At 69.7% G+C, this 12,841-nt stretch carries 15 protein-coding genes; 6 read left to right on the forward strand and 9 right to left on the reverse strand.

Annotation, left to right across the window (positions count from 1 at the left end; translation table 11 throughout):
• Positions 1-11: 11 nt before the first annotated feature.
• Both ASE14_RS16375 and ASE14_RS16380 read right to left on the reverse strand, forming a co-directional pair.
• Positions 12-1,259 (reverse strand): MFS transporter, encoded by a 1,248-nt coding sequence (locus ASE14_RS16375; RefSeq protein WP_056657429.1) that lies wholly within the window; start codon positions 1,257-1,259, stop codon positions 12-14.
• Positions 1,256-1,714, reverse strand: a complete 459-nt coding sequence (locus ASE14_RS16380; RefSeq protein WP_056657432.1) for a MarR family winged helix-turn-helix transcriptional regulator — start codon at positions 1,712-1,714, stop codon at positions 1,256-1,258. Before ASE14_RS16380 ends, ASE14_RS16375 begins: the two co-directional genes overlap by 4 nt.
• A gap of 187 nt (positions 1,715-1,901) precedes the next feature.
• On the opposite strand from ASE14_RS16380, the gene ASE14_RS16385 reads away from it, so the two are divergent.
• The gene (locus ASE14_RS16385) at positions 1,902-2,348 is read left to right on the forward strand and encodes a DUF805 domain-containing protein (RefSeq protein ID WP_056657435.1); all 447 of its coding nucleotides are present in this window, start codon (positions 1,902-1,904) and stop codon (positions 2,346-2,348) included.
• 125 nt (positions 2,349-2,473) lie between these two features.
• On the opposite strand, the gene rplL is transcribed toward ASE14_RS16385, so the two are convergent.
• Positions 2,474-2,851, reverse strand: coding sequence for a 50S ribosomal protein L7/L12 (gene rplL / locus ASE14_RS16390; protein WP_056657438.1), 378 nt, complete (start codon positions 2,849-2,851; stop codon positions 2,474-2,476).
• 49 nt (positions 2,852-2,900) lie between these two features.
• Complete coding sequence (gene rplJ / locus ASE14_RS16395; protein ID WP_056657440.1) at positions 2,901-3,386, reverse strand: 50S ribosomal protein L10; 486 nt, start codon at positions 3,384-3,386, stop codon at positions 2,901-2,903.
• Between the two features lie 312 nt (positions 3,387-3,698).
• Between rplJ and ASE14_RS16400 the strand changes: the two genes are divergently transcribed.
• From ASE14_RS16400 to ASE14_RS16410, 3 genes are all read left to right on the forward strand, one after another.
• Entirely contained in the window at positions 3,699-4,088 is a 390-nt protein-coding gene (locus ASE14_RS16400; protein ID WP_056657443.1) for a RidA family protein, read from the forward strand.
• A gap of 172 nt (positions 4,089-4,260) precedes the next feature.
• Positions 4,261-5,928 carry an MDR family MFS transporter gene (locus ASE14_RS16405; RefSeq protein ID WP_056657777.1) on the forward strand — a complete coding sequence of 556 codons (1,668 nt, stop codon included), beginning with the start codon at positions 4,261-4,263 and terminating at the stop codon, positions 5,926-5,928.
• Positions 5,929-5,938: 10 nt separating this feature from the next.
• A complete protein-coding gene (locus tag ASE14_RS16410; RefSeq protein ID WP_162257760.1) occupies positions 5,939-6,382 on the forward strand; it encodes a MarR family winged helix-turn-helix transcriptional regulator in 444 nt (147 codons plus the stop codon).
• A gap of 103 nt (positions 6,383-6,485) precedes the next feature.
• Here ASE14_RS16410 and ASE14_RS16415 read toward each other — a convergent pair whose 3' ends face one another.
• Positions 6,486-8,114 carry a cell wall metabolism sensor histidine kinase WalK gene (locus ASE14_RS16415; RefSeq protein ID WP_082600976.1) on the reverse strand — a complete coding sequence of 543 codons (1,629 nt, stop codon included), beginning with the start codon at positions 8,112-8,114 and terminating at the stop codon, positions 6,486-6,488.
• A complete protein-coding gene (locus ASE14_RS16420; RefSeq protein ID WP_056657448.1) occupies positions 8,111-8,860 on the reverse strand; it encodes a response regulator transcription factor in 750 nt (249 codons plus the stop codon). Before ASE14_RS16420 ends, ASE14_RS16415 begins: the two co-directional genes overlap by 4 nt.
• Positions 8,861-8,963: 103 nt before the next feature.
• Between ASE14_RS16420 and ASE14_RS16425 the strand changes: the two genes are divergently transcribed.
• Positions 8,964-9,662: an amidase domain-containing protein gene (locus ASE14_RS16425; RefSeq protein WP_056657451.1), complete on the forward strand. Its 699-nt coding sequence runs from the start codon at positions 8,964-8,966 to the stop codon at positions 9,660-9,662.
• 47 nt (positions 9,663-9,709) lie between these two features.
• Positions 9,710-10,432, forward strand: a complete 723-nt coding sequence (locus ASE14_RS16430) for an amidase domain-containing protein (protein ID WP_056657453.1) — start codon at positions 9,710-9,712, stop codon at positions 10,430-10,432.
• On the opposite strand, the gene ASE14_RS16435 is transcribed toward ASE14_RS16430, so the two are convergent.
• From ASE14_RS16435 to ASE14_RS16445, 3 genes are read right to left on the reverse strand one after another with little or no spacing between them, the layout of a single operon-like run.
• Entirely contained in the window at positions 10,411-10,854 is a 444-nt protein-coding gene (locus tag ASE14_RS16435; RefSeq protein WP_200953369.1) for a DUF1294 domain-containing protein, read from the reverse strand. The genes ASE14_RS16430 and ASE14_RS16435 overlap by 22 nt on opposite strands.
• A gap of 22 nt (positions 10,855-10,876) precedes the next feature.
• Entirely contained in the window at positions 10,877-11,950 is a 1,074-nt protein-coding gene (locus ASE14_RS16440; RefSeq protein ID WP_082600977.1) for a sugar phosphate isomerase/epimerase, read from the reverse strand.
• Positions 11,947-12,816, reverse strand: coding sequence for a sugar phosphate isomerase/epimerase (locus tag ASE14_RS16445; protein ID WP_056657455.1), 870 nt, complete (start codon positions 12,814-12,816; stop codon positions 11,947-11,949). The genes ASE14_RS16440 and ASE14_RS16445 overlap by 4 nt, the downstream gene beginning before the upstream one ends.
• Positions 12,817-12,841: the final 25 nt, after the last annotated feature.

Here is a 12,841-nt window from a genome sequence, read left to right on the forward strand (position 1 = left end):
GAGCGGATGCCTCAGGCGGCGTCGCCGACCGAGATCGCCTCAGCCTCCACGGCCCGGGGCTCGGGCGCGCCGTTCACCCGGCGCAGCGCCCGATGCCCGAACAGCACGATGAACAGGGCCACGAGCACCGATCCGGCCGCGGCGAAGTACGGCGCCCCGGGCGAGATGAGATGCGCGAGCTCGGCGGCAGCGGGCGGTGCGATCGCACCGCCGAGGAAGCGCACCGCCGAGTAGGCGCTCGACGCGACCGAGCGCTGCAGGTCGGTCGCCTCCATCACGCACTCGGTGAGCACGGTGTTCAGCACGCCGAGCACGAGGCCGCCGACCACGATGCACACGACGAGCAGGCCGGGCTCGTCGATCACGAAGCCGGCGGCCGCGAGCACGACGGCGAGGGTCGGCAGCGCGATCCACAGCACGGTCGTGCGCGGCATCCGCGCCGTCAGCACCGGCGCAAGGAAGACCGAGGTGATCGCGAGCGCGACGCCCCACCCGAAGAAGGTGAAGCCGAGCCCGAGCGCGTCGAAGCCGAGCGGGAACGGCGAGTACGCGAGCAGCACGAAGAAGCCGATGTTGTAGAAGAGCGCTGCGCCGGCGAGCACCGCGAGCGCCGGCTGGCGCAGGGCCCGCAACGGCGCCGAGAGTCGCGTCGGTTCGGGCCGCTGTGCGCCCGGGTCATCCGTGTCGTCCTTCAGGAAGACCACGACCGCGATGAAGCCGATCGCCATGAGGGTCGCCGTGCCGAAGAACGGACCGCGCCAGCTGAGGTGGCCGAGGAGCCCGCCGAGGAGCGGGCCGATCGCGATGCCGAGGCCGAGCGCCGCCTCGTAGAGGATGATCGCCGAGGCGGTGCCGCCCGACGCCGCGCCGACGATGGTCGCGAGCGCCGTGGAGATGAAGAGGGCGTTGCCGAGCCCCCACCCTGCGCGGAAGCCGATGATCGACTCGACGTTCTGCGAGAGACCGGCGGCCCCGGCGAACACGACGATGATGCCGAGGCCGATGAGCAGGGTCTTCTTCGCACCGATGCGACTCGAGACCCAGCTCGTGCCGAGCATCGCGAGACCGGTGACGAGCAGGTAGCTCGTGAAGAGCATCTCGGTCTCGGTGGGCGTGGCCTCGAGGCTCCGGGCGATCGCGGGCAGGATCGGGTCGACGAGTCCGATGCCCATGAACGCGATGACGCTCGCGAACGCGACCGCCCAGACGGCCTTCGGCTGCTTCAGGATCGAGGCGGATGCACCGTGGCCGGCGCTCACGCGACGTCTCCGGTGCTCACGGCGTCGCGAACCCGCTCGAGGCGCGTGCGCACGATCTCGACGGCCGCGGCGAGCGTGTCGAGCTCGGCGGCGTCGAGGTCGGCGAACGTCGGGGCGAGCGCGTGAGCCAGTTCGCTGCGCCAGGCGTCGAGCTCGGCGAGCCCGCGCGGGTCGACGGAGATGAGCATGGCCCTCGCGTCGTTCGCATCGACGATGCGGCGGATCCAGCCGCGCTCGTCGAGCGCGTGCACGAGCTTCGTCATGGTCGGCTGGGTGACGCGACTGACCCGCGCGAGTTCGCCGAGCCGCATCGGCCCGAGGTCGCGCAGCACGCTGAGCGTGCGCCAGACGGCGGGCGACTCGGTGTTGCCGGTGACGGTCGCTGCGAGCCTGGTGAGTCGGTGGTTCACGGAGACGAGGTCGCCGATGACCGTGGGGAGGTCGGGTTGCGTCATGGCATCGATTATACATAGCCGAGCTATGCAAACTGCGCGCAAACCGCGGCGAAACGGAGGCCCACCTCCGGCGCGCCGCCGCGACAGTCGCCGGGATCACGGTCAGGATGTCATGCGCGGCGCTGCGAACCGCTTCGCCACGCCCCCTGCACGCACCATCCCTGCACTGTTCGATCGAAGGAACCACATGACCACCAGCACCGCAGCCACTCCCCTGTCCGCGCCCCTCTACGGAGCGTCGTTCGGCCAGGCGATCAGCCGCTTCTTCAAGAAGTACGCGACCTTCTCCGGCCGTGCGAGCCGCAGCGAGTTCTGGTGGTGGTACCTCTTCAACACGATCATCGCCGTCGTGCTCTACGTGATCGCGGCGATCGGCGGCTTCAGCGGCGCCACGATCTCCGAGACCGGCGGAACCCAGCCCGGCCCGGGGTTCGCGGTCGCCCTGATTCCGTCCGTGCTCTGGCTGCTCGCCACCTTCGTGCCGTGGCTCGCCCTGGCATGGCGACGCCTGCACGACACGAACCGTTCGGGCGGCTGGTACTTCATCGGCTTCATCCCGCTCGTCGGCGGCATCATCCTGCTCGTCTTCTTCATCATGGACTCCGACCCGGCGGGCGAGCGCTTCGACCGCTGACACGCCGTGGGCCTGACGGCCTGAAGAGACGACGGATGCCCCGTGGCTCATTTGAGCCACGGGGCATCCGTGTGTTCAGGTGACGCAGGTCACCTCAAGCTGCGACCCTCTCGCGAGGGCGCGGATTACTTGAGGGTGACGGTTGCGCCGGCTTCCTCGAGGGCAGCCTTCGCCTTCTCGGCGGTCTCCTTGTTCGCGCCCTCGAGCACGGCCTTGGGAGCACCGTCGACGACGGCCTTGGCCTCGCCGAGGCCGAGCGAGGTGAGCTCGCGGACGGTCTTGATGACCTGGATCTTCTTGTCGCCGGCAGCCTCGAGGACGACGTCGAAGGAGTCCTTCTCCTCGACCTCTTCAGCAGCAGCGCCAGCGCCACCGGCAGCGGCGACGGGAGCGGCCGCGGTGACCTCGAACTTCTCCTCGAACGCCTTCACGAACTCGCTGAGCTCGACAAGCGTCAGGCCGGAAAACTGCTCGAGCAGCTCTTCAGTGGTGAGCTTCGCCATGATGTATCTCCTAGATATTTGGGGTTTGTAGAACGAGATCGTCGGGCGCTTACGCGGCCGCGGTCTCCAGCTTTTCGCGAAGCGCGTCGATGGTGGCGGCAGCCTTGCCCATCGTCGCCTTCATCATTCCCGCTGCCTTCGCAAGCAGAACCTCACGGCTCTCGAGCGAGGCGTACTTGTTGACCTCGTCGGCGTTGAGGGTCTTGCCCTCGAAGACGCCGCCCTTGATCACAAGACTCGGGTTTGCCTTGGCGAAGTCACGAACGGCCTTGGCAGTGGCGACGAAGTCGCCGTGCACGAAGGCGACGGCGGACGGACCGGTGAGGTCGTCGTCCAGCGTCGTGATCCCCGCGTTGTTCGCGGCGATCTTGGTCAGCGTGTTCTTCACCACGGCGTAGCTCGCGTCCTGACGGATGTTGCCGCGCAGCTGCTTGAGCTGGGCAACCGTCAGGCCGCGGTATTCGGTCAGCAGAACGGCGGTCGAGCTCTCGAACAGGTTCGTGAGTTCGGCAACCGAGGCTTCCTTGTTCGCCATGGCCACTCCTTGTGTACTCAACATGCATCGCGGTGGCGGTGCACGGCCTGGAGCGCTGGAACGTTCGTGGGAAAAGAAAAAAGCTCCAGCGCAGTTGCGCGGAGCTCGGCCCGGATCACCCGGAATGTCTTCGTCACACCTGCGCGGGCCCTTGCTTTCACAAGACTTCGATCGTGAACACATTGCTGTGCGCACGACGACCAGCGGTCTTCGGCTCCGTACAGGCTAACGGATGCCCCGGCCACTCGCAAATCGCGGGCGATCAGGCCGATCCCCTCGCCGATGTCGGCGGACGGGAGCAGACTCGCGAGCATGGAGATCACACACCTGAATCCAGAGACCCTGCACTCGAACCCGGCCTTCAGCCAGGGGGTGCTCGTGACAGGCGCGCACCGCACGCTGCACGTGGGCGGCCAGAACGGCACCGATCCCTCAGGGGCGATCGTCCCCGGCGGACTCGGCCCGCAGACCGAGCAGGCGATCAGAAACGTGCTCACCGTGCTCGCCGAGGCCGGCGCCGACCAGAGCAACGTCGTGCGCCTCGCGGTCTACCTCGCCGCCGGGCAGTCGGTCGACGAGGGGTACGCCGCGTCGGCGCGCGTGTGGGGGCCGTATCCGACCGCGCTGACGGTGCTGATCGTGGCGGCGCTCGGCCGCCCCGACGCCCTCGTCGAGCTGGAGGCGACCGCCGTCATCGAGTGACCCCGGTGCTCCGTCATTAGTTGACATAGGTCTACTATCTTTTTATAGTTGACGATAGTCAATCAATTTCAGGAGTCACATGGCACTCGCCTCGCGCAATCGCGCGCCCAAGAAGCCCGCACCACGGAAGAGTCCGGATGCCGCGGCATCCGTCGAACTCACCGAGAGCGGCATGACCCACCGAGAGGTGCTCACCGCCCTCTCCGGCCTGCTGCTCGGCATGTTCGTCTCGATGATCGCCTCGACGGTCGTCGGCAGTTCGCTGCCCGTCATCATCTCCGACCTCGGCGGCGACCAGTCGGCGTTCACCTGGGTCGTCACGGCGACCCTGCTCGCCACCACGGTCTCGACGCCCATCTGGGGCAAGCTCGCCGACCTCTTCAACCGCAAGCTGCTGCTGCAGCTCGCCCTCGTGATCTTCGTCGTCGCCTCCGCACTCGCCGGCTTCTCCCAGGACGCCGGCACGCTCATCACGATGCGCGTCTTCCAGGGCCTCGGCGCCGGCGGCCTCGCCGCCCTCAGCCAGATCGTCATGGCCGACATCATCAGCCCGCGCGAGCGCGGCAAGTACGCAGGCCTCTTCGGCGCCGTCATGGCCGTCGCGACGGTCGGCGGACCGCTGCTCGGCGGCGTCATCACCGACACGCTCGGCTGGCGCTGGAACTTCTTCGTCGGGCTGCCCATCGCCGTCGCCGCGCTCATCCTGCTGCAGCGCACGCTGCACCTGCCGAAGCGCCCGAAGACCAAGGTCTCCATCGACTATCTCGGCATCGTGCTCATCTCGGCGGGCGTCTCGCTGCTCCTGCTGTGGGTCACCTTCGCCGGCAACGACTTCGAGTGGATCTCCGTGCCGAGCCTGCTCATGGTCGGCGGCGCGGCACTCCTGCTCATCATCGCGATCGTCGTCGAGCTGAAGGTCACCGAACCGGTGATCCCGCTCAGCCTCTTCAAGAACCGCACCTTCACGCTCTCGGTCATAGCTTCGATCTCGGTCGGCGTCGCGATGTTCGGCACCTCTGTCTTCCTCAGCCAGTACATGCAGCTGGCTCGCGGCGCCACGCCGACGGAGTCGGGCCTCCTCACCATCCCGATGATGGCGGGCGTGCTCATCTCCTCCACCGTCATCGGCGCGCTCGTCAGCCGCCGCGGCAAGTGGAAGGCGTTCATGGTCGTGGGCAGCGCGCTCATGATCGTCGGCGTGCTGCTGCTCACCCAGCTGCAGTACGACACGGACTTCTGGTACGTCGGCATCTCGATGTTCGTGCTCGGCGCGGGCGTCGGCATGGTCATGCAGAACCTCGTGCTCGTCGTGCAGAACACCACGGCCGTGAAGAACATGGGCGTCGCCACGAGCGCCGTCACCTTCTTCCGCAGCCTCGGCGGCACGATCGGCGTCTCGGTGATGGGGTCGATCCTCGGCACCGTCGTCGCCGAGAACATCAAGACCGGCATCGGCGGACTCCCGCCCGAGCAGCAGGCCGAAGCGGCTCAGACGCTCGGGTCCGGGGCGATCCCGCAGATCAGCCAGCTGCCCGACTTCCTGCGGGTCATCGTGGAGTCGGCCTACGGCACGGGCATCGGCAGCGTCTTCGTCGCCGCCGTGCCGCTCGCGATCATCACGCTCATCGCCGTGATCTTCCTCCCCAACGCCGACCTCGGCACCCAGAGCGCCATCCAGCGTGCGAAGGCCGAGCAGCGATCGGGCACACCCCTCGAGCGCGAACTCGAGCAGGCGGGCGAGGAGATGTTCGAGGTGAGCGAGGGATCGGTCGCGGTTCCCGTGACCGGGTCGTTCACGGCCGTCGACGCCGATGCGGGCACGAAGGGCGGCCGAGCCTAAAATGACCGGCATGACCGCCGAACCCGAGATCGACGCCGAGCGCGCCATCGCCGCCGTCGAGCAGCAGTTCGGCCGGCTCTTCCACCGGGTGCGCGCCAACTGGAAGCTCTACGCCTCCATGCTCCACCCCGACCTGCCGCCGCTCGGCTACAAGGTGGTCTCGAGCCTCGCCGCGAGGGGGCCCGCACACGCGGGCGCCCTCGCCGAGGAGCTGCACACCGACAAGAGCGTGCTGAGCCGCCAGATCCGCATGCTCGAGGAGCTCGGGCTCATCGAGTCGCGGGTCGACGAGCACGACGCCCGCGTGCGGGTGCTCGCCGCGACGCCCGAGGCGGCGGCGCGGGTCGCCGAGATCCGCTCCGGCAGCCAGGCCGAGCTGCGTCAGCGGCTCGGCACCTGGGAGCCGCAGGAGATCGCGACGTTCGCCGAACTGCTCGGGCGCCTCAGCGACTGACGTCGGGCACCGCCGGCAGCGCACGCCCCGTCACCGGCTGCCGCCGTCGGAGTGAACGTGTCACGTCGGAGGCAACGGATTCAGTGCCTCCGAGGCGAGCCGCTCACTCCGACGGTGTCGCCGCATCGACGGCGGGCAGCCGCACCGTGAAGCGGGTTCGACCCGGTTCGCTCACGACGTCGACCGTGCCGCCGTGGGCGAGGGTCACCCCGCGCACGATCGCCAGCCCGAGGCCCGTGCTGCCGGCGATGCGCGATCGCGACGAGTCGCCCCGCGCGAAGCGCTCGAAGAGCGAGTCCTGCAGCGCAGGCGGGATGCCGGGGCCGTCGTCGTCCACCGTGAGCACCACGTCGTCGCCATCGCGGCCGAGCGAGGCCACGATCGCGGTGCCGTCGGGCGTGTGCACGCGCGCGTTCGCGAGCAGGTTCGTCACGACCTGCCGCAGTCGCGGCTCATCGCCGACGACGATCGCCGGGACATCCGGAAGCCGGACCTCCCAGTCGTGCCCGGGTCCGGCGGCCTGCGCATCGCCGACCGCCTCGACGAGCACCCGTCCGAGGTCGACCGGCTGGGCCGCGAGCTCGCGCCCCTCATCGAGACGGGCGAGGAGCAGCAGGTCTTCGACGAGCTCGGTCATGCGCACCGACTCCGACTCGATGCGTCCGATCGCGTGCAGCACGTCGGGCGGAAGCTCGCCGCCGTGCAGGCGGGTGAGCTCGGCGTAGCCGCGGATCGACGCGAGCGGCGTGCGCAGCTCGTGGCTGGCATCGGCGACGAAACGACGCACCTTCTGCTCGCTCTCCTCGCGTGCGGAGAGAGCGGATGCCACGTGGCCGAGCATGCGGTTGAAGGCGCTGCCGAGGCGGCCGACCTCGGTGCGCTCGTCGTCGACGGGCACACGTTCGGCGAGTGCCACGTCGCCGCGGTCGAGGGGCAGTTCGGAGACGTGCTGGGCGGTCGCGGTGACCTCTGCGAGCGGGCTGAGGGCTCGACGCACGATGATCGAGCCGAAGCCGAGCGCGATGGCGAGCCCGGCGAGCGCGACGAGCGCGATCGTCCAGGCCAGTTGGACGGTCTGGGCGTTCAGGTCGGCGAGCGGGAGGGCGAGCACGACCCGGAACTCGGGCTGCACCTGCACCGCGAGTGCGCGATAGTCGCCGAGGGCGCCGGCCGTGATCGTGTGCGGCTGCCCGTCGGCGAGCACCTCGGCCAACGGGACCGTCGCGCCCGCCCCCGGATCGGGCAGCTGTCCGAGGGTCGAGATGTACTTCGCGAAGACCCTGCCGTCGGGAAGGACGATCGCGCCGAGCGTGCCCTCGGGCTGACCCGGGACTCGCAGGAACTCGTCGACGCTCGCCTCCGGATCCCCAGTGACCCCCGGACCGGCAACCTCGGTCGCCCTCGACGCCGTCGCGCGAAGACTCGCGTCGAGGCGCTCGACCGACGACGAATGGAAGACGAAGACGGTCACGATGCCGATGGCGGCACTCACCGCGACGAGCAGTGCCGCCACGACGACGAGGAGTCGCCGATGCAGCGTCCACGGATGACGGCCCCTCTGCGGACTCGTGCCCTCCCCATCCACGACGTCATCGGTGTCGGCGTCGGTGTCGGTGATGTCGTCGGCGTCGAGGATGTCGTCGAGCTCAGGGCCGTCGTCGACCACCGGGGTCGTCCCCGTCGCGGTCGCCCGAGCCGACGCCGCGTAGCCGGGATCGCCCGGCCGCGTCATCCGGTGGCCTTCAGCATGTAGCCGGCGCCGCGCACGGTGTGGATCATCGGCTCGCGGCCCGCGTCGATCTTCTTGCGCAGGTACGAGATGTAGAGCTCGACGACCGACTCCTTGCCGCCGAAGTCGTAGCTCCAGACGCGGTCGAGGATCTGCGCCTTCGAGAGCACACGCCGCGGGTTGCGCATGAGGAAGCGCAGCAGCTCGAACTCGGTGGCGGTCAGCTCGATCGGCGTGCCGCCGCGGCTGACCTCGTAGGAGTCCTCGTCGAGGGTCAGGTCGCCGACGACGAGCACCGGATCCTTCGCCTGGGCGAGCATGAGTGTCGAACGCCGGATGAGTCCGCGCAGACGTGCAACGACCTCTTCGAGGCTGAACGGCTTCGTGACGTAGTCGTCGCCGCCGGCCGTGAGCCCGGCGATGCGGTCGTCGAGCGAGTCCTTCGCGGTGAGGAAGAGCACGGGCGTCTCGGTGCCGTCGGCCCGCACGCGCTGCAGCACCTCGAGGCCGTCGATGTCGGGCAGCATGATGTCGAGCACGATCGCGTCGGGGCGGAACTCACGGGCGATCCTCACCGCCGTCTGGCCGTCGCCCGCGGTGCGCACGTCCCATCCCTCGTACTTCAGCGCCATCTTGAGCAGCTCGGTGAGCGAGTGCTCGTCGTCGACCACGAGCACGCGCACCATCGAGCCGTCGCCCTTCGCGATGGCGGGGGCGCGGTGCGGGGTCGCTGCGGCGTTCGTGCTCATGACTCCAGTATCCGCGCCCGGCTATGCGTTTCCTATGACTTCGTCGAGCGGATGCTGCGTGGCCGTCGTCCGCCCGCACCCATCGACGCCTACGGTGGATGAAATGAGCACGCCACCCGAACGCCCCGCCCGCGAGATCTACCTGCGGCGGCGGCTCGTCGCGGGCGGTGCGGCCCTCGTCGCCGTCGCGCTCCTCGTCTGGCTCGTCATCGCGATCGTCACGGCGGTCATCGCCGCCGCGGCCCCGACCGGGCCGGGAACGCAAGGGGGCGACGGCAGCCACCCGAACGAGGCGGCACTCGAACTCGATGCCGAACTGCCGACGCCCGTGCTGCGCCAGCTCCAGTACGTGCGCGACCGATGGGACGCCGACTCGAGCGAGCGCTACGGCGTGCTCGGTGTCGACGACTGCGTGAACTTCACCTCGCAATCCCTCATCGAACGCGGCTGGGAGGTCGACGAGGAATGGTGGTACTCGGAGGACGGGGACGCCTACGCCCACTCCCCCGCCTGGCGCTCGTCGACGCTCTTCCGCGACTACCTCGCCGCCCACCCCGAACGGGCGACGGCACTGTCCGACGGCCAGCGCGAGCAGGTGAAGCCCGGTGACATCGTGCAGTTCGACTGGGACGACTCCGGCGACCGCGACCACACCGCCATCGTCACCGCGGTTCGCGAGGGCGACGACGGCGAGATCGAGGTGTACTACGGGGGGCACACGGACGCCACATGGGATCGATCGGTCGACGACCATCCGAAGCACCCCGAGACGAAGGTGTACTACTGGAGCGTCGCGGACTGAACCGACAATTCGGGTGATGTACAGGCGAGGTCCATACGCTGGCATCGATGTCCCCCTCCCCCAACACCCGTGAAATCCGCAACCGTCGCGTCCTGGTATTCGCCGGGATCGCCGCCGCCGTCCTCGCCGCAGGCGGGGCGGCCATCGCGTGGGCGACCGTGCAGGCGGGAGCCGACGAGGCCGCGGCGGACGGCGCCGCCGTCACGATGAGCGGGCCGGGCGGCGGCGCCGGCCGCGATGTATCGCAGGCGGACATCGAGGCCGCCGACTTCTCGGCCTACTCCGACGGTGTCGCCGCCCAGCTCACCTACGCCGCAGAGCACTGGACCGACTCCGAGAGCGACACCTACGGCTACGTCGACGAGAACGACTGCGTGAACTTCACGAGCCAGACCCTGCTCGCCAGGGGCTGGGCCGAGGACGACGAGTGGTGGTTCGACGAGTCGGGCGACCCGTACAGCCACGCCGACGCCTGGATCAGCTCGACGGCCATGCACGACTACCTCGAGGAGCACCCCGAGCGCGCGACCGCGCTCACCGACGACGAGCGCTCCTCGGTCGAGGTCGGCGACGTCGTGCAGTTCGACTGGGACGACTCGGGCGACCGCGACCACACCGGCGTCGTCACCTCGGTCGAGACGAACGCCGACGGCTCCGTCACGATCCTCTATGCGGGTCACACCGACCCGACGTGGGACCGTTCAGTCGACTGGGCGATCACCGAGCTGCACCCCGGCGGTGTCGCGTACTACTGGAGCATTCCCGAGTAGTCGAGCTCGGGCAACCGGAGGCCCGCCTGCACGAGGGCGGCGAACGCCCCCAGCACGAGCACGTTGACCCCGACGGTGAGCCAGAACGCCCGGCGGAAGCTGCGCTTGCGCGTCTTGTGACGGAAGAGCTGCTGGGCGACGAGCGCCCCGGGCCAGCCGCCGGCGAAGCCCATCATGAGCAGCGCCGACTCGGAGGTGCGCGGCCCGCCGCGCTTCGCCGCGCGCTTGTCGAGGCCGTAGGCCGCGAGGGCCACGAGACTCGCGACGGCGTACCACCCCGCGATCCACCAAGGCAGAGCGCCGACCGCGACCGTGATCGCGAGCGCCGCGGCGAACACCGCCAGCACCGTCCAGCTGAGCGACGACGGCAGCGGCCTCGAGAGATCGCGGTCGGGGCGAGACGGGTTCGGGGCGAGACGCACAGACCCGATCGTACGGCCGCCGCTACTGGTTCGAGAAGGCCGCGTCGAACGACGCCGTCGGCTTCGGCCAGAGCAGCGAGCGGATGAATCCGACCGCCTCCGCCGCCCCGTGCAGACGATCCATCCCGGCGTCCTCCCACTCGACCGAGATCGGGCCGGCGTAGCCGATCGCGTCGAGCGCGCGGAACGAGTCCTCCCACGGCACGTCGCCGTGCCCGGTCGAGACGAAGTCCCAGCCCCGGCGCGGGTCGCCCCACGGCAGGTGCGAGCCGAGCACGCCGGCGCGGCCGTTGGCCGGGCGCATCCGCGTGTCCTTGCAGTCGACGTGGTAGATGCGGTCCTTGAAGTCCCAGATGAAGCCCACCGGGTCGATGTTCTGCCACATCATGTGCGACGGGTCCCAGTTGAACCCGAACGCCGCGCGGTGCCCGATCGCCTCGAGGGCGCGCACCGAGCTCCAGTAGTCGTACGCGATCTCGGAGGGATGCACTTCGTGCGCGAACCGCACGCCCTCGGCGTCGAAGACGTCGAGGATCGGGTTCCAACGCGCCGCGAAGTCCTCGAAGCCGGCGTCGATCACCGAGGCGGGCACCGGCGGGAACATCGCCACATACGGCCAGATCGACGAGCCGGTGAACCCGACGACGGTGTCGACCCCGAGCGCCCGGGCGACGCGCGCCGAGCGCTTCATGTCCTCGGCGGCACGCTGCCTGACCCCCTCGGCGTCGCCGTCGCCCCAGGTGTAGGGCCGCACGATGGCCTCGTGGCGGAAGTCGATGGGCGCGTCGCAGACGGCCTGGCCGGTGAGGTGGTTCGAGATCGCGAACACCTCGAGGCCGTGGCGCTCGAGGATCTCCCGCCGCTCGTCGAGGTAGCCGGGCTCCTCCTCGGCGCGCTTCAGGTCGAGGTGGTCGCCCGAGCAGGCGATCTCGAGCCCGTCGTAGCCCCACTCCGCCGCGAGCCGCGCGACCTCCGCGAACGGCAGGTCGGCCCACTGCCCCGTGAAGAGGGTGACGGGGCGGGTCGCGGATGCCGCGGCATCCGTCGCTGCTGAACGCTGCTGCTCGGCGCCGTCCTGAGGTTCTCGAGGGGTCATCGTTGCTCCCGTTCGTCTTGGAGTGCGGTCAGGTAGCGGATGCTCCGTTCCGCCAGTTCGTCCTGCGATGCGGCGAGCGGTCGCCACACCGATGCGGCGACCGCGATCGTGTCGTTGTCGGCCGTGAAGCTCTCGAGGCCGAGCGGGCCGGAATAGCCCACGTCGTCGAGGGCGTCGAGGAAGGCCGGCCAGTCGGTGTGGTCGTCGCCGACGGCACCGCGGTCGTTGCCGCAGACCTGCACGTAGGCGAGGTGCTCCCCGGCGAGGCGGATCGCGTCGCCCACGTGCTTCTCCTCGATGTTCAGGTGGTAGCTGTCGAGCGCGAGCCCCAGTCCGGGGCCGAGAAGCGGCCCGAGCGCCTCGAGCGCCTGCTCGACGGTGTTGACGAGGCTCGTCTCGTAGCGGTTGAGCGGTTCGATCGCGAGCCGGATGCCGCTCCGCTCCGCCGCCCGCACGACGGGACCGAGGCTGCCCTGCAACTCGCGGTAGCGGGCCGCGCGCTCCTCGTCGTCCATGCGCCAGGTGCGGCCGGTCGCGGCCGTGAACGGGCCGGCGACCACTCGGGCGCCGAGCCGCTCGGCGACGCCGACGCAGTGCACGAGGTAGTTCTGGGTGGCGACGACCTCGGAGCCGGGCGCCGCGATGAGGTTCCGCCCGGGGCCCATCGCCCCGATCACCACGGGCGCGAGCCGGTGGTCGCGGAGCACGTCGGCCGCGGTATCGGGCGACCAGTCGCCCGGCGTCTCGACCGGCAGCTCGATCGCGCCGAAGCCCATGCCCGCAGCCTTCGCGGCGAGCTCGACGAGCGAGTCGTCGTCGAGGGGCGAGGTCCAGACCCAGGTGTTGACGCCGATGATGCGGCGCATGCTGCCTCCTTGCGAGCGTGCGATC

This window comes from Agromyces sp. Root81, from assembly GCF_001429165.1.
Taxonomy (GTDB): Bacteria; Actinomycetota; Actinomycetes; order Actinomycetales; family Microbacteriaceae; genus Agromyces.